The organism is Burkholderia sp. F1, assembly GCF_050813845.1.
GTDB lineage: Bacteria > Pseudomonadota > Gammaproteobacteria > Burkholderiales > Burkholderiaceae > Burkholderia > Burkholderia ubonensis.
On sequence record NZ_CP172421.1, the window covers coordinates 2,008,705 to 2,025,557 of the forward strand.

The following is a 16,853-nucleotide window of genomic DNA, read 5'->3' on the forward strand; positions in this document are numbered from 1 at the left end:
GCATCGAAAGCGGCGCCTCGGGCGAATTCGGCGATCCGGCCGTCGCGGTCGTTGTCGTTGTCGCGACCGCCGTCGGGCCGCATGCACGGGCAGGCGCACAGTCCCGCGTCCGCTCGCGCCGGCGGCCGGCCGCTCGATGCCGCCACGCGCGCGTACATGGAGCCGCGCTTCGGCCACGATTTCGGCCGCGTGCGCGTGCATACCGACGCGCGTGCGACCCAGGCGAGCGGCGCGCATGCGCTGACCACCGGCGAGCACATCGCGTTCGCGCCCGGCCGCTACGCGCCCGATACGCCGGCCGGGCGGGGCCTCGTCGCGCACGAGCTCGCGCACGTCGTGCAACAGCGCCACGGCCGCGGCGATCCGAACCGGGTCAGCAGTCCCGGCGATCGCGATGAAACCGGCGCGCAGCGCGCGGTGCGCGATCTCGCCGGCGGCCGCGCGCCGATCCTCGACGCGGCGAGCGCGGGCGCCCATCGGCAGCAAGCGGGCGACGCGGCTCCGCCATCGCTGTTTGCGTCGCCATCGACGAAACCGTCGTTGTTGCCGTCCGGCCCGATCATGCCCGCGCAATCCGCGTCCGAGCTGTGGCTGGAAAGCTTCGTGAAGCAGATGTGGAGCGCGCAGTCGGGCCAGCAACAGCCGTTGCGCCTGACGCCGAACGTGCTCGACGGCCTGCGGCTGATACTCGGGACGAAAGAACTGCCCGTCAGCGCGTCCGAAACGTTCCCGACAGCCGACGCGCTGTACGCGCGGATGCGTCCGTGGCTGATCCCGGGCACGACGCCCGGCTCGACGTTGCCGAACGTGCTCGACCGGCTCGTCGCGGCCGAGAAGCCGCTCGCGTCGGGCGGCGCGCCGGCGGGCAAGCCCGCATCGCCGTCATTCCCGGCAGCCACGCCCGTGCCGGGATCGGCGGGCGCCCCGAACCCGCACAAGCTGCCGGGCCAGGGTGAAGCAAAAAGCAACAACTACGACGAAGCGGCCAAGAAAGCGCTCGAAGCCGCGTTCGAAACGTTTCGCCAGACCCGCATCGGCCGCGAACTCGAAAAATCGGTCAAGGAATACGTATTCAGCAAGCAAGGTATCCCGCTCGTCGTCTGGGTGACGGCGGCGGGCGCGATGTTCGTCGCCGCGAACGATCCGAAGCTGCCTGCGCTGCCGGACCTGCCGGTCGGCGAAGGCATCACGCTCAAGTTCGACATCGCCGCGAAGGCGTCCGAACTGCCGCCGCTGTTGCGCGATCTCGTCCACGACCGCGCCGGGCCGCCCGCCGCGCCGGGCGCGCCGGGTGCGGGCGAACGCAAGATCGGCGTGAGCGTGACGCTGACGTTCGAGGCGCTCGTCGAACTGGCGAAATCGGTCGGCCATTTCTTCGCGGAAGCGGCGACATGGATTGGCAAGGGCGTCGTTCACGCGGGCATGCTGATCGGCCGCGGCGTGTCGTCCGCGTTCGGCACGCTCATCAAGAAAGCGCCCGAGGCGCTGTTCGGCATGGCGGGCGCGGCGCTCGGCGCCGGCATCGGCGCGCTCGCGGGCGGCGGCGTGGGCGCGCTGATCGGCGCGGGCGTGGGGCTCGCGGCCGGCATCGGCGCAGGCCTCATCAAACGTTTGGTCGGAGACAAGCAGACATGAGCACGTTCCCCGGTTCTCCGCGCGTGCTGAAGGGCGGCATCGTGCTGCTCGATCCGGACAGCTTCACGGTGTTGCCGAACGGCATCGTCGTGATGCAGTACAACCCGGATACACTCACGCGCACGCTGAAGATCAAGGGCGCCGACGAGGGGGGCGACCGCTCGGAGGCGCTGCGCCTGACGGGACCGCCCGTCGAGACGTTCAAGCTCGAAGCGGAGATCGACGCGGCCGACCAGCTCGAACATCCGGACGCCAATCCGGACGCGGTGCGCTACGGCATCGCGCCGCAACTGGCCGCGCTGGAAACGCTGGTCTATCCGGCGAGCGCCACGCTGCAGCGCAACGACGCGCTCGCGCAACAAGGGACGCTCGAAATCATGCCGGTGCTCGCGCCGATGAGCCTGTTCGTCTGGAGCGCGCTGCGGATCGTGCCGGTACGGCTGACCGAATTCAGCATCGCCGAGGAGGCGTTCGATCCGCAGCTCAACCCGCTGCGCGCGAAGGTGAGCCTCGGGCTGCGCGTGTTGAGCATCGACGACCTGTTCTTCTCCGATCGCGGCGGCGGCCTGTACATGGCGTATCAGCGGCAGAAGGAAACGCTCGCGCGCCTGTACCGCTACGGCACGTTCAGCGATCTCGGCATCAGGGGGCTGCCATGAACGGAAGCGATCCGCTGCTCGATCCGGTGCAGGCGATGCTCGCCCAAACGTCGCTGAAGACGTCGCTGTTCACGCCGACGAGCCGCTACTACGGGATCGACGTCGAGACGATCGAACAGAACGGCCTCCCCGTCGCGTACGTCAAGCGGCGCTTCGTACCGCCGCCCGAGCGTCAGCAGGCGATCGACCGGCACACGGTCGCGCAGGGCGACCGGCTCGACGTGCTCGCCGCGCACTATCTCGGCGACCCGACGCTCTTCTGGCGCCTCTGCGACGCGAACCGCGCGATGCGGCCGTGGACGCTCGCCGCCGTCCCGGGCCGCGTGCTCGTCATCACGCTGCCGCCCGGCGTGACGGGAGCCGCGCTATGAACCGCGGCTTCTACCTGACGCTGATGATGGGCGGGTTTTGCGCGAACCCGGTGCCGCAGACGGTGATCGATGCGCTCGTGTCGGTGCAGGTCAGCACGACGGTCGGCAGCCAGGGCGGCTTTCAGCTCAAGTTCGCGTGGAGCAAGGCGAGCGCGCTCGCGCAGCTGCACGCGAACGGGTTTTTCGATCCGCGGCAGCGGGTGATCGTCGCGGTAACGGTCAACGGCGCGACCGAGGTGCTGATGGACGGCATCGTCACGAAGCAAGACCTGACGCCGAGCAACGTGGCGGGCAAATCGACGCTGACCGTCACCGGCCTCGATCTGACCGCGCTGATGGACTTCATCGACCTGTCGGGCATCCCGTATCCGGCGATGCCGATGTTCGTGATCGTCGAGGCGATCCTCGCGAAGTACGCGCCGCTCGGCGTCGTGCCGCTCGCGCTGCCGCCGCTCCTCGCGCTGATCCAGAACCCGATCGAGCGCTTCCTGAAGCAGGACGGCACCGATTACCGGTACGTGACGAAGCTCGCGAGCGACGTCGGCGCGGTGTTCTATCTCGATCCCGGCCCGACGCCCGGCCGGAGTCTCGCGTACTGGGGGCCGGACCTGACGAAGCTCCTGGGCGGCTCGCAGCCCGCCTTGAGCATCGATTTCGACGGCAGCACGACGCTCGATTCGCTGAACTTCTCGTACGACGGCGCGCTCGCGACGACCTACATGGTGACGATCGTCGAGCAGAATTCGCAGATTCCGATCCCGATTCCGATCCCGAGCATCGATTTGCTGAAGGCGTCGCAGGCGGCGCACGCGCCGACGCCGCTCAAGTTCACGCAGCTGAAGCCGATCGCGAACAAGGATCCGGTCGGCGCGGCGCTCGCCGCGCTCGGCAAGCTGTTCGAGCGTTTCGACGTCGCGACCGCGACCGGCCAGCTCGACGTGCTGCGCTACGGGCGCGTGTTCAAGGCGCGCCAGCTGTGCGCGGTGCGCGGCGGCGGCCAGTACTACGACGGGCTCTACTACGTGAAAAGCGTCACGCATGAAATCAAGCGCGGCCAGTACAAGCAGAGCTTCACGCTTGCGCGCGGCGGCACGGGTGCATCGGTCGACAGGGTGAGCGTATGAGCGGCAAGGAGAACCGGTATTACGGCATCTATCGCGGCACGGTGTTCGAGAACATCGATCCGATGCAGATGGGCCGCATCATGGCAATCGTGCCGGACGTCGGCGGCGCGACGCCGTCGAGCTGGGCGATGCCTTGCGTGCCGTTCGCCGGCAAGCAGATGGGCGCGTTCGTCGTGCCGCAGCGGGGCGCGGGCATCTGGATGCAGTACGAGGGCGGCGATCCGGATTCGCCCGTGTGGATCGGCGGCTGGTGGGGCAACGCGGCCGAGGTGCCCGCGCTCGCGCTGGCCGGCGTGCCGGGCGATCCGAACATCGTGCTGCAGAGCACGTTGCAGAACGCGGTCGTCATCAGCGATCTGACGGGGCCCGCCGGCGGAGTCATGCTGAGAAGCACGCTGGGCGCGACGATCATCGTCAACGACACCGGCATCTACATCCAGAACGGCAAGGGCGCGAACATCTCGCTCGTCGGCAAGCAGGTCTTCATTAACGATATCGCATTGGTGGTGACGTGAGGTGACATGATGCCAGGCTATCTCCTTCATTTCGGCGCAACCGTGACGTGCAGCCACGGTGGGCAGGCGCAACCGACGGCAAGGAACCCGCGCGTGAAGGTGCTCGGAATGGACACCGTGACGGTGGTCTCGCCCTATACCGTCGCGGGCTGTTCGTTTCCGCCGCCGCCGAACGGCAACGGTCCGTGCGCGACCGCGCAGTTTGCGAACGGCTCGACGCGCGTCACGTCGATGGGCCAGCCGCTGCTGTTGCTCGACAGCCAGGCGGTGTGCGCGCCAACCGGCACGCCGCTCATCGTCGGCGCGACGCAGACGCGCGTGACGGCGATATAGCACGGCGACGCAGCCCGCACTATCTTGCATGGGCCGGCGCAAGCGCTGAAGCGCTGACGCCGGTCGACCGCGAAGCATGGGACCTGGGTAGGCGCTGAAGCGCTAACTCAGGTCGACCGCGAAGCATGGGACCTGGGTAGGCGCTGAAGCGCTAACTCAGGTCGACCGCGAAGCATGGGACCTGGGTAGGCGCTAAAGCGCTAACTCAGGTCGACACGGGAGCAGCGCGATGAACATCGACTTTCCGTTTCGTCTCGATGCGCGGGGCCGCACCGCGACGACCGACGACGCCGACCACATCCGCGACATGATCGAGCAGTTGCTGATGACGTCGCCCGGCGAGCGCGTGAATCGTCCGGACTTCGGCAGCGGGCTCCTGCAGATGGTCTTCGCGCCGAACAGCGCCGAACTGGCGGCCGCGCTGCAGTTCACCGCGCAGGCGGCGGTGCAGCGTTATCTGGGTGACCTGATCGACTTGCAGCAACTGACGGTGACGGCGCAGGACGCGACGCTCGCGGTCGTCGTCCGCTACGTGATCCGCGCGACGCAGCAAACCGAGACGCAGACCTTCACGAGGAACGCGCCATGAACGCCGCGGCAGCGGAGTGCGCGCGCGAACGCCGCCGCGAGGACGTGCGGCGCTCGACGCTTTACGGCATCGACTTCGTCGAAGTCGGCGCGAACCAGACGACGCTCGACGTGCATTTTCTCGGCAAGGCGCCCGCCGATCTGGGCGTGCGCAATTTGCGGATCGCGGGTGGCGCGCCGGTGACGATCACCGCGATCCGGTTCGAACGCGAGCCCGATCCGGCGTTCGACGACTGGCTCGAAATCGACGTCGACCGGCCGGGCGACGGATCCGTCTATACGCTCGAGATCGTCGATCCGCCGAGCGGCGGCAAGCAGGATGACGAACCGATGGCGGGATTCGATCCGCTCTTCGCCAGCGCCGCATTCAGCTTCAAGGCGTCGTGCCCGTCGGATCTCGATTGCTGCGCGCCGCACGCATGCCCGCCCGCCGCGCTGCCCGCGCCCGACATCGACTATCTCGCGAAGGACTACGACAGCTTCAAGCGCCTGATCCTCGACCGGCTCGCGCTGACGATGCCGGACTGGCATGAAGCGCATGCGCCCGACATCGGCGTGATGCTCGTCGAACTGCTCGCGTACGCGGGCGATCAGTTGAGCTATTGCCAGGATGCCGTCGCGACCGAGGCGTACCTGAACACCGCGCGGCTGCGGATTTCGCTGCGCCGCCATGCGCGGCTCGTCGACTATGCGATGCACGAAGGCTGCAACGCGCGCGCATGGATCAGCGTGGCCGCTGAACAGGACACGCCGCTCGATCTGTCGAACGTCGCGTTCTGCACGGCGTTTCAGGGCGCGCCGGATACGCCCGTGCTGCAACTCGCGCAACTGGCCGGCTCGCCTCCCGGCGGCTTCGAGTGGTTCGAGCCGCTTTGGCCGGACCGCTCGCGGACCATCACGCTGCGCGCCGCGCACAACGCGATCCCGTTCTATACGTGGGGCGATTGCGCATGCTGCCTGCCCGCGGGCAGCACGCGGGCGACGCTGCTCGATCGCTGGCTGTCGGTCGACACCGGCGCGCCGCGATCCACTGGCGAATCGACGGAACCGGCGGCGCCCGCGGCCCGCCCTCGCGCGTTGAATGTGCAGCCGGGCGACGTGCTGATCTTCGAGGAGATGATCGGCCCGCGCACGGGCGAACCCGCCGACGCCGATCCCACCCATCGGCAGGCGGTCCGGCTCACGCGCGTGACGCCGTCGATCGATCCGTTGTACGACGCCGACGCGGGCGGCCGGCCGGTCGTCGAGATCGAATGGTGCGCGCAGGACGCGCTGCGGTTTCCGCTGTGTTTGTCAGCGGTGATGCCCGCGCCTGATTGCGCGTGTCGCGACGGCATCAGCGTCGCGCGGGGCAACGTGCTGCTCGTCGATCACGGCACGCACGCCGGCGAGACGCTCGGTCCGGTGCCGCAGGCGTCCGGCGGGGCGACTTGCGCGACCGACTGCGAGCCGGCGCGATCGATCCGTCCGCCGGCGCGCTTCGCGCCGGCGCTCGACGGTGTGCCGCTGACGTTCGCCGAGCCGCTGAAAGGCGCGTGCTGCGCGATCGACATGATCGCGCAGGACCCGCGCCGGGCGCTGCCGGAGGTCGTGTTGTGCGAAGTCGCGCCGAACGGTGCGCAGCCGCGTCCGACGCCAGGTGTCGCGACATCGGGCGATACAGCGCCGGATGAAGCACGATCCGACGCGACATCGCGGGACCCACGGAACGCCGTCATCTGGACACCCGCCGCCGACCTGCTCGACAGCGGCCCTGACGATCGCCGCTTCGTCGTCGAGATCGACGACGACGGCGTCGCGCACCTGCGTTTCGGCGACGGCACGGCCGGCCGCGCGCCCGACGCCGGCACGACGTTCGCCGCGCATTACCGGCTCGGCAACGGGCCGGCGGGCAACGTGGGCGCCGAGTCGATCCGACATCTCGTATTCCTGTCGACCGAGACCGGCACGGAGACGCTCACGCCGCGCAACCCGCTGCCCGCGACGGGCGGCGCCGCGCCCGAAACGGCGGCCGAAGTGCGGATGTTCGCGCCGCACGCGTTTCGCACGACGCTCGAACGCGCGATCACCGCCGACGACTACGCGACGCTCGCCGCCGACAATGCGCGCCGTTTCGCCGAACGCCCGGCAGCGCGCTGCGCAATGCCTGTCGTGCGGCTGCAAGGCGCGAAGGCGAGCTTGTGCTGGAACGGCAGTTGGTACGAGGCGCGCGTGGCCGTCGATCCGCAGGGTGGCGGCGCCGTCGACGACGCGCTCGCCGACGAGATGCGCACGTATCTCGCCCGCTACCGGCGCATCGGGCACGACTTGCAGATCGCCGCCCCCGACTACGTGCCGCTCGACCTGGGCCTGTCGGTCTGCGTGATGCCCGGCTATCAGCGCGCGCATGTGAAAGCGGCGCTGCTTGACGTATTGGGTGATGGCGTGCTGCCCGACGGCCGTCTCGCGATGTTCGCGCCCGACAGCCAGGCGTTCGGGCAGGGCGTTTACGTGAGCCGGATCGTCGCGGCCGCGCAGGCCGTCGCCGGCGTGACCGACGTGCGGGTCACGCGCCTGCGTGCGTACGTGCCGAACACGCCCGCGCCGACCGCCACGCCCGACGACGTGCCGCCGAACGGCGTGCTGACGCTCGGCCCGTCGCAGATCGCGCGTCTCGATGCCAGGCCGGGCGGGCGCAGGCAAGGGCGGCTCACGCTCCTGATGCGAGGTGGATCATGACGACCGCGCAGAGTCCGCGCGATGCGACGTCCGGCGGATCCGCCGGTTCCTCGGGCGTCACGGATGCCGCCGGCTGCGGGGCTGACCGCTGCGGCTGCTGTTCCGGCACAACGATCGCCGTCCCCGAGTCCGAATCGAATCCACCCGGCCTCGCCGCGCTGCGCTACCGCGCCGGCCACTACGCGACGTTCTTCGAGACGATGCTCGCGCGGCTGCCGCAGGTGACGATCGACGTGCCGTCGGCGAACGGCAGCGGCACGGACACGCTGCGCCCGCTCGCGAAGCTGACGACCCGCGATCCGTCGGATCCGGGCATCGCGCTCGTCGACGCGTGGGCGATCGTCGCCGACGTGCTGACGTTCTACCAGGAGCGCAACGCGAACGAAGGCTACCTGCCGACCGCGCGCGAACGGCGCTCGGTGTTCGAACTCGCGCGGCTCGTCGGCTACCGGCCGCGGCCCGGCGTCGCGGCGAGCGTCCGGCTCGCGTTCACCGTCGCGGCGGGGTTCTCGGGCGTGCTGCCGGCCGGCACGCGCGCGCAGAGCGTGCCGGGCGCGGGGCAGTTGCCGCAGTTCTATGAAACGTCGGCGGCGCTCGACGCGCGCGACGTATGGAACACGCTGCCGCCGCGCGTGACCCGGCCGCAGGTGATCACGCCCGCGAAAGAGACGAATTTCACGCCGGGCACGACGCTGCCGGACACGAGCAACATACTTGTGACGGGCGCGGACGTGATCGATGCCGTCTATCTCGATGGCGTATCGACGCACATCAAGCCGGGCGACGGCCTGTTCTTCGTGTTCGCGCCCGACGTAGCGTCGACGCAGCCGGCGCTGCAATATCTGCGGCTCGTCGAAGCGGTCGAGGAGCAGCCGGCGTTTTCGCGCACCGAGGCTGTGCTCGGCCTCGAGGTGCCGGCCGATCGCACCACGGTCCGCCAGTTGCTGCTGTACATCGACAAGGGCCGCCTGCTGTTTCCCGACAGCGCGCTGGCCGGCGACGTGATCGACGTCGTCGAACCGGTCGCCGCGAATCTGCTTGCCGTCGCGCTGTCGCCGGTGTCGAGCAACAACCCGACGCCGCGCCAGATCGTCGCGCCGGCAATTTCGCGGATCGCGATCCAGCGCGACATCGCGGTCAAACGCGGTTTCACGCGGCTCGCCGCGTGGCTCGACATGCTGATCCGCAGCATGCAATGGATCAGCCTCGGGACGAACACGTTCGCGTCGATCCAGCCGATCGGCGGCTCGCTGTCGACGGGCGTATCGTCGCTGAACGCGCTGCCGGCCAGCGCGCCCGCGTCTGCCCTGCAAACGCTCGGCGTCATCGCCGATGCGCTCGCGCAACCGCCGTCCGTCCAGCCGGCGAACGCGCTGCGCCTCGCGCGAACCGTCGCCGCGAGCTTCGGTCCGCAATCGGACGCCGCGACGCGCCTCATCTCGGCGCTGCGTCCGGCGGCGTCCGGCGTCTATCGCGGCTGGGCGGCCGCCGCGCTGCCGGGCGGGCGGGTCGAGGTATATGCGGCGCGCGTGAAGGCGTCGCTGTTCGCCGCGAACTGGGCGGGCGCGCCGTCGACGAATACAGGCGGCACCGTGACGACGACCTACAATCAACCGACTCTCACGAACGCATGGGGCGCGACTTTCCCGACGCTGGAGCCGCCGCCCGAACTGCCGCTCGACGCTGCCTACGACCAGATCAAGCCCGGCAGTTGGGTCGCGATCCGCCGCCCCGACATCGCGAACGCGCAAAACGGCGTGCCGGTCACGACGTTTCACGTCGTCGCCAGCGTGCGCACTGCCGCGATGGCGACCGGCAGCGCACCGCCCTCCGGCGGCAGCCTGAGCACGTCGACGAGCACCGGTTTCGCGGCGAAGGTCACGGTTCTGATGCTTGATCCGCCTTGGCTTTCCGATGCCGGCGTGACGAACTGGGACACGTTCCTCCAGTCGACCGCGCTGTTGCGCGGCACCGTCGTCTACGCGCAAACCGAGCTGATAACGCTCGCCGACGAGCCGCTCGACGTCGATATCGGCCGCGCGTCGATCGATCTCGCGGGGCTGTACGACGGACTCGAAGCGGGACGCTGGGTGATCGTGTCCGGGCAGCGCACCGACGTGAAGCACACGAGCGGCGTGACGACGAGCGAACTCGCGATGATCGCGGGCGTGCGCCAGGGGATCGAGGCGCCGGGCAGCGCGGCGTGGCCGCTTGCGACGCCGCCGTTCGAATCGATCTGGTACACGTCGGATGCCGACGTATACGGCGATCGATTGGTGGTTGGCCAGTTATCGAAATCGATTCTGGATCTGACCGATCAGCTCGATCTCGATTTCCCGGCGTTCTTTCAGAACATCGCGACGCCCGAGACGCTCAACCAGCAGTTCACCGACCAGGTGCAGCTCGCGCCCGGTTTCTACGTGAACGCGTACGTGCCGACGCTCGACGAGCGCACCGGCACGTTCGCGACGTTCGACGGTCTGCTCGTCGATCCGAATACGCACCTCCCGTATTCGGGCGGCGCGTTGCCGTGGGGCACCAACGGCGTGTTCGCATGGCGGATCGCGACGCAGCCGCCGCATACCGTGCTCGACCTGGCCACGCCGCTTGCATATTCGTACGAGCGCGGCACGGCGACCGTCTACGGCAACGTCGCCGACGCCACGCACGGGCAGAGCACCGGCGAAGTGCTCGGCAACGGCGACGCGACGGTCGATTTCCCGAGCTTCGCGCTGCACCAGTCGCCGCTCACGTATGTGAGTGCCTCGGGTGCGTCGGGGGTCGTGAGCACGCTCGCCGTGCGCGTCAACGACCTGTTGTGGCCTGAAGTCGACAATCTTTCGGATGCCAATGCATTGCAACGCTGCTACGTGACCGGCGAGGAAGACAGCGGCGTGACGACAGTGACGTTCGGCAATGGCGCGCACGGCGCGCGCCTGCCGACCGGCACCGCGAACGTGAAGGTGCGCTATCGCTACGGGCTCGGCCGCGCCGGCAACGTCGATCCCTGGTCGATCAGCCAGCTCGCGACGCATCCGCTCGGCGCGCAAGGCGTGATCAATCCGCTGCCCGCAACGGGCGGCGCGGATGCCGACCGCATCGACCAGGCCCGCGAGAACGCGCCCGCGGCCGTGATGGCGCTCGACCGGCTGGTATCGGTGCGCGACTACGCCGATTTCGCGCGCGCGTTCGCCGGCATCGGCAAGGCGTCGGCCGTCAAGCTGTCGGACGGCACGCGGGAACGGGTCCATGTGACGATCGCCGGCACGGACGACATCCCGATCGACGCGACCTCCGATCTATACGCGAATCTGCTCGCGTCGCTGCGGCAGTGTGGCGATCCGCATCTCCCGGTCGCGCTCGGCGTGCGCCGCGTGCGGCTGCTCGTGATCTCGGCGGGCGTCGCGCTCGATCCGGATTACGCGTGGGAACGCGTCGCACCCGCGCTGCGCGACGCGCTGCTCGCGCTGTTCAGCTTCGACGCGCGCGCGCTCGGCCAGGCCGCCTATCTGTCGGAGGCGATCGCGGCGGCGCAGCGCGTGCCCGGCGTCGCGTGGCTGAACGTCACCTGTTTCGACAGCGTGCCGGAGGACGTCACCGCCGCGCAACTGGCGGCGCTGGGCGGCACGCTCGGGATCAATCCGTTCGTCGCGTCGGCGCTCGCGCAGCCCGCGCCGGGCACGCCGAGCGGCCAGCGCGCGACGATCCTGCCGGCCGAACTCGTGTTCCTGACGCCCGACATCCCCGACACGCTGCTGCTCACGCAGCTCGACACATGAGGCCCCGACGATGAATCACGACCCGGACTTCCTGTACGCGCTCGTGCCCGCCATATACCGGCTGCGCGACGCCGGCGAGGGCTACCCGCTGCGGGCGCTGCTGCGCGTCGTCGCCGAGCAGGCCGACACGATCGAGCGCGACATCGATGGCCTTTACGACAATTGGTTCATCGAGACCTGCGACGACTGGGTGGTGCCCTACATCGGCGCGCTGATCGGCTATGAGCCGTTGCTGCCGACCGCACCGTCCGATGATGCGTCGGGCCGCGGATGCAACTGCGATTGCGATTGTGATTGCGCGGAAAAGGGCGGGGCGAACGGCACGTCGGGGCGCCGCGAAGTCGCGAACACGATTCGCTACCGGCGCCGCAAGGGCACGTTTGGCGTGCTCGGCGACATCGCCGCAGCCGTCGGCGACTGGCCCGCGCACGCAGTCGAGTTCTACCGGCGGCTCGCGGTCACGCAGAACATCGACTATCTGCACATGCGGCGCGGGCGTCTTGTCGATTTGCGCGAGCCGCCGGACTGGCGTGGCGCGGCGTTCGACGGTCGCGCGCGCACGATCGACGTGCGTCGCATCGATTCGACGCACACGCCAGGCGTCGACAACATCCCGGAGGTCGGCGTGTACGTCTGGCGGCTGCGCGCGTACACAGTGACCCGCGCGCCCGCGTACTGCTACGAAGAGGAAGCGCCGAACTGCTTTCTGTTCAGCGCGCTCGGCAACGATACGCCGCTTTACGCCGATCCCGCCGCGCTGGCGAGCGCGCCGCGGCTGCCGCTCCCGATCGGCCGCCGTGCGCTCGAAGACAGCGCGATCGGGTCGCGTGCCGGCGGTACGTCCGGCATGACGAGCGCGCCGGGGCACGAGAGCGACGAAACCGGTTCATCCTCGGCCGATGAGCTGACGGACACGCTACGCGCGATCCCGACGTTCTATGGTCCCGACGCGAGCATCATGATCTGGACCAGCCCGCCGCCTCAACCCGGCAACGCGAGCCGTCTCGTGCCGAACGATTCGACTGACTGGCTCCCGGTCGACGCAAGCCGCATCGTCGCGGCCGATCTGAGCGACTGGCACTATCGCCCGCTGCCCGGATTCGTCGCGCTCGATCCCGAACTCGGGCGCATCGTGTTCCCGCCGGGCGAATTGCGCAAGCAGGCCGTCCGCGTGTCGTACGCGTACGCGTTCAGCGCGGACCTCGGCGGCGGCGAATACGCGCGCAGGATCGACGATCCGCCGCAAGCCGCCAAGTACACGGTCGGGCAGGGCGGCGATTTCGCCCGTCTTGCCGACGCGCTCGCGCAATGGCGCGCCGACGCACCCGCCGCGGCGATCGTCGAAATCGTCGACAGCGGCGTCTACGTCGAACCGGTCGCGATCGCGCTTGCGGCCGGCCAGAGCCTGCAATTGCGTGCCGCGAACCGTCGCCGGCCGGTGCTGCGCCTGCTCGACTGGCAGACGTCCGCGCCCGACGCGCTCGACATCGGCGGCGAGGGCCCGAGCTGGTTCACGCTCGACGGCGTGATCGTCACCGGGCGCGGCGTGCAAGCGGGCGGCAACGTATCCGGCGTGACGATCCGGCACAGCACGCTCGTGCCTGGCTGGGGGCTCGATTGCGACTGCACCGCGAAGCGGCCGAGCGAGCCGAGCGTCGTCGCGTCGGGCGCGCTGCGCTGCCTGCGCATCGAGCGCAGCATCGTCGGCGCAATCCGGGTGGAGCGCGACGAAGTTCACGACGATCCGCTGCGGATCGTCATCCGCGACAGCATCGTCGACGCGCTCGACAACGCGCGCGTCGCGCTGGGCGCAAGCGACGCGCCCTGCGCCGACGCATCGCTCGAGATCCGCTGCAGCACCGTCATCGGCAAAGTCCAGGCGCGCGAGATCGAACTGGCCGTCGACAGCATTTTCGATGGCACCCTCACTGCGTGCCGGCGTCAGGCAGGCTGCGTGCGCTTCTGCTACGTGCCGCCCGGCTCGCGCACGCCGCGCCGCTACGAATGCCAGCCGGACGGCGTCGAGAAGGCGGTCGGCGACCGCTATCTGGCGGGCGACCTGACGCTCGCCGAACGCGACGCGCTGCTCGCGGCCGAGCGGCTGCGCGTGTCGCCAGAATTCGCGAGCGTGCGCTACGGCACGCCGCGCTACGGCCGTCTCGCCAATAGCTGCGCGCCCGAACTGCGTACCGGCGCCGACGACGGCTCGGAAATGGGTGCACTGCATCTCTTGTACGAACCGCAGCGCACGGCGAACCTGCAGCGTCGCCTGACCGAGTTCACGCCCGCGCAGACCGACGCCGGAATCGTATTCGCAAGTTGAACGAATTGAACGGCCGTTGAGCGAACGAGTGCCCCCCGTTGCTCAAGCTGACGATGAGGAGACTGCCGTGAAAGCCGACCTGACCCGCGTAAGCTTCGATCCGCTCAAGCACTTCAGCCGCGTCGTGATGCAGCAGGGGCGCGTGCAGCTCGACGCCGACTGGAACGAGCAGGCCGAGATCTTGCTGCACACACTGCGCGCGATGGCGCTCGACGGCTTCGGTCCCGCCGCGAGCCCGAGCGGCGGCTTCGCGATCGCCGCGCTGCCGAACCGCGTCGATGACGTCGAAATCGGCGCCGGCACCTATTATGTCGACGGGATTCTGTGCGAAGCCGACGCGACGCCGGTCGCGGTCCTCGCGTGGGACGTCGCGAACAAGGCGATCACGATCGCGCGCTGGACCGTCGACGCGATGAGCTACGCGAAAGACCAGTATCTGCGCCTGTACGACGACGCGACGCCCGCGACGAAGCCCGTCGTCGCCCGGATCACGAAGATCGATTACGCGTCGCGCCAGCTGACGCTCGATACCGACATCGGCTCGCTGGAAAATGCGACTGAAGGGCGCGCGCGCCGGCTCTTCACCTATCTGACGCAGCCCGACTGGCCGACACCGACCACGCTGCCCAAGTCCCCGCCGGCCGCGCTCCAGCTTTATCTCGACGTGTGGGAGCGGCTCGTCGTGCCGCTCGAAGATCGCTCGCTCTACGAAGTCGCGCTTGCGGGCGCGGATACCGCCGCGCGCACGCGCGTCGTCTGGCAGGTGAAGACGCTGCCGCTCTCGAATAGCGTGAGCGGGAACGCGGATGCCGCACCCGCGTGCATGACCCGGCAGCAACTGGCCGACAGCCTGAGGGGAGGGCTGCCGCCGCTGCTGCGTGCGCGCACGCAGACAGGCGCGGTGGCCGCAGATCCGTGCACGGTGTCGCCGGACGCGTACTATCGCGGCGCGGAAAACCAGTTGTACCGCGTGGAGATCAACACCGGCAGCAACGATGCGTCCGGCAATCCCCCAAGCTTCAAATGGTCGAGAGACAACGCGGTTGCGATCTTTCCGGTGCTGAACGTGCAACCGGCCAGCGCGACGACGACCGTGACGCTCGGCGATCTCGGCCGCGACGATCGATTCGGCCTGGCTGTCGGCGACTACGTCGAGATTCAGGACGACGCCACCGTGCTCAACCAGACGCCGGGCCAGTTGCTGCAAGTGCAATCGATCGATCGCGGGAACTGCGTGGTCGTGCTGGCGGGCAGCCTCGCGCCGAAGGTGGGCAGCGATCCGTCGCTGCACCCGCTGCTGCGGCGTTGGGACCACCGCGCGGGCGACCCGGCGCAAGGCGGCCTCGACATCGGCCCGGACGGCGCCGCGCTCGTCAAGCCGGGCACGCTCGCGGACGGCGCCGCCGCATGGCTCGCGCTGGAGGACGGCATCCAGATCCTGTTCGACAAGATTCCCGGCACCGTGTACCGAACGGGCGACTACTGGCTGATTCCGGCGCGCGTCGCGACGGGCGACGTGCTCTGGCCGCAGGAAACCGGAACCGACTCGCAGGGCAACAGCGTGACGAATCCCACCGCCGAGCCGCCGGGTGGGATCGCGCATCACTATGCACCGCTGGCGGTGCTCACGTTGACGGACGGCGGCGGGTTGACGCTGACGCCATGCGGTGCGAGGAAGCCGTGATCAAGGATGCGACACGTATAGATGTTCGTATTGTCATAGCGGAACGTGCAGTCGCCGTTGCGAACGCTAGGAACGGTTCGGGGATCCACCGGATGCGGCCACGAAAGCGGACATTTCTCATATGGTCGCCTCCCATTTGCAAGGCGATTTTGGTCGAGGCGAGGAGGGTGGTTGCGGACTTATCTCCGGACTCGATCGCCGGACGTGCCTGCCGGCCCCGATGGATTTCGCCGCAAGGTTCCTAATCTAAATAGCGGACTCGAGGTCCGAGTAATGTCTCAGGCTTATCTTTGCGCGGTCCAACCTGTCTTGTCATCGCTCAATTCATCGCTCAATATCACCAGTGCAACCGTGGAATAAGTTTGACGCTCGTTGAACGAGTCTTCAGCTCGGCAGCGATGCCGCAGGCTGGTAGGTTCGACCGTAATTCACGTAAAAGACGCTCGCTTTGTCGCTGTAGAACGCCACTGGCTTGCCGTGCGAACCCAGATACTTCGACAGCGCCTCGAAATAGCTGAAGGTCGACTCGGTCGCCGTGAAATGCAGCATCATCAACCGGCTCGTCGCATCGTCCACGTATACCAGCAGCGTGCAGGCCGGCGCCCGATCCTCGAACCAGCGATGGTCGCTACCGTCAATCTGGATCAGTTCGCCCAGGCACGCGCGTCGTGCCCGTGGCTGGTAGACCTTCGGCGGCCGCTGCCGGCGCGGCACCCACAGCCCGGCGTCCGTCATCAGCCGTCTGACCGTTTCCTTCGCCAGCCGGATGCCGTGGCACTCATACAGCTTCTCGCAGGCCAGCGTCGGGCCGAAATCGGCATAGCGGTCACGGATGATCGTCAGCGCCCGCCGAGCCAGATCCTCATCCAGCCGCCGATTACCTGGACGCCCACGTTTGCGCGAAGCCAGTCCGGCGGCGCCAGACTCGCGGTAACGATCCACCAGACGCTGGAGCTGACGCACGGTCACGCCTAGGCGTTCGGCCGCGCGTCCGGGCTTGAGTCCCATGCCCACCACGGCCTGGATTACCTTCAGACGGTCGAGTTCTCGCATGTTCAGTGTCACCAGTGCACCTGGATACATGGCCGGCTCCGTGGTCCCGCAAGGAACCGGCAAGCATACCG

11 protein-coding genes and 1 pseudogene are annotated in these 16,853 nt (G+C 68.8%); 11 read left to right on the top strand and 1 reads right to left on the bottom strand.

Going from position 1 to position 16,853, the window contains the following annotated elements; all coding sequences use genetic code 11:
- Positions 1-57: 57 nt before the first annotated feature.
- From ACFIMZ_RS09560 to ACFIMZ_RS09610, 11 genes are all read left to right on the top strand, one after another.
- Positions 58-1,635, top strand: a complete 1,578-nt coding sequence (locus tag ACFIMZ_RS09560) for a DUF4157 domain-containing protein (RefSeq protein ID WP_431819295.1) — start codon at positions 58-60, stop codon at positions 1,633-1,635.
- Entirely contained in the window at positions 1,632-2,294 is a 663-nt protein-coding gene (locus tag ACFIMZ_RS09565; RefSeq protein WP_431819296.1) for a hypothetical protein, read from the top strand. The genes ACFIMZ_RS09560 and ACFIMZ_RS09565 overlap by 4 nt, the downstream gene beginning before the upstream one ends.
- The gene (locus ACFIMZ_RS09570) at positions 2,291-2,665 is read left to right on the top strand and encodes a LysM domain-containing protein (protein WP_431819297.1); all 375 of its coding nucleotides are present in this window, start codon (positions 2,291-2,293) and stop codon (positions 2,663-2,665) included. The genes ACFIMZ_RS09565 and ACFIMZ_RS09570 overlap by 4 nt, the downstream gene beginning before the upstream one ends.
- Positions 2,662-3,789 (top strand): hypothetical protein, encoded by a 1,128-nt coding sequence (locus ACFIMZ_RS09575; RefSeq protein WP_431819298.1) that lies wholly within the window; start codon positions 2,662-2,664, stop codon positions 3,787-3,789. The genes ACFIMZ_RS09570 and ACFIMZ_RS09575 overlap by 4 nt, the downstream gene beginning before the upstream one ends.
- Complete coding sequence (locus tag ACFIMZ_RS09580; protein ID WP_431819299.1) at positions 3,786-4,304, top strand: phage baseplate assembly protein V; 519 nt, start codon at positions 3,786-3,788, stop codon at positions 4,302-4,304. Before ACFIMZ_RS09575 ends, ACFIMZ_RS09580 begins: the two co-directional genes overlap by 4 nt.
- 93 nt (positions 4,305-4,397) lie before the next feature.
- On the top strand, positions 4,398-4,637 hold the full coding sequence (locus tag ACFIMZ_RS09585) for a hypothetical protein (RefSeq protein WP_431819300.1): 240 nt from the start codon (positions 4,398-4,400) through the stop codon (positions 4,635-4,637).
- A gap of 229 nt (positions 4,638-4,866) precedes the next feature.
- Positions 4,867-5,226, top strand: a complete 360-nt coding sequence (locus ACFIMZ_RS09590) for a GPW/gp25 family protein (protein WP_431819301.1) — start codon at positions 4,867-4,869, stop codon at positions 5,224-5,226.
- Entirely contained in the window at positions 5,223-7,943 is a 2,721-nt protein-coding gene (locus tag ACFIMZ_RS09595) for a putative baseplate assembly protein (protein ID WP_431819302.1), read from the top strand. Before ACFIMZ_RS09590 ends, ACFIMZ_RS09595 begins: the two co-directional genes overlap by 4 nt.
- The gene (locus ACFIMZ_RS09600) at positions 7,940-11,722 is read left to right on the top strand and encodes a putative baseplate assembly protein (protein WP_431819303.1); all 3,783 of its coding nucleotides are present in this window, start codon (positions 7,940-7,942) and stop codon (positions 11,720-11,722) included. Before ACFIMZ_RS09595 ends, ACFIMZ_RS09600 begins: the two co-directional genes overlap by 4 nt.
- Positions 11,723-11,732: 10 nt before the next feature.
- Positions 11,733-14,045 (top strand): hypothetical protein, encoded by a 2,313-nt coding sequence (locus ACFIMZ_RS09605; RefSeq protein ID WP_431819304.1) that lies wholly within the window; start codon positions 11,733-11,735, stop codon positions 14,043-14,045.
- 67 nt (positions 14,046-14,112) lie between these two features.
- Positions 14,113-15,729: a DUF6519 domain-containing protein gene (locus ACFIMZ_RS09610; protein WP_431819305.1), complete on the top strand. Its 1,617-nt coding sequence runs from the start codon at positions 14,113-14,115 to the stop codon at positions 15,727-15,729.
- A 426-nt stretch (positions 15,730-16,155) separates the two neighbouring features.
- On the opposite strand, the pseudogene ACFIMZ_RS09615 reads toward ACFIMZ_RS09610, so the two are convergent.
- Positions 16,156-16,812, bottom strand: a pseudogene (locus ACFIMZ_RS09615) (ISNCY family transposase); the annotation flags it as partial.
- Between the last annotated feature and the right edge of the window lie 41 nt (positions 16,813-16,853).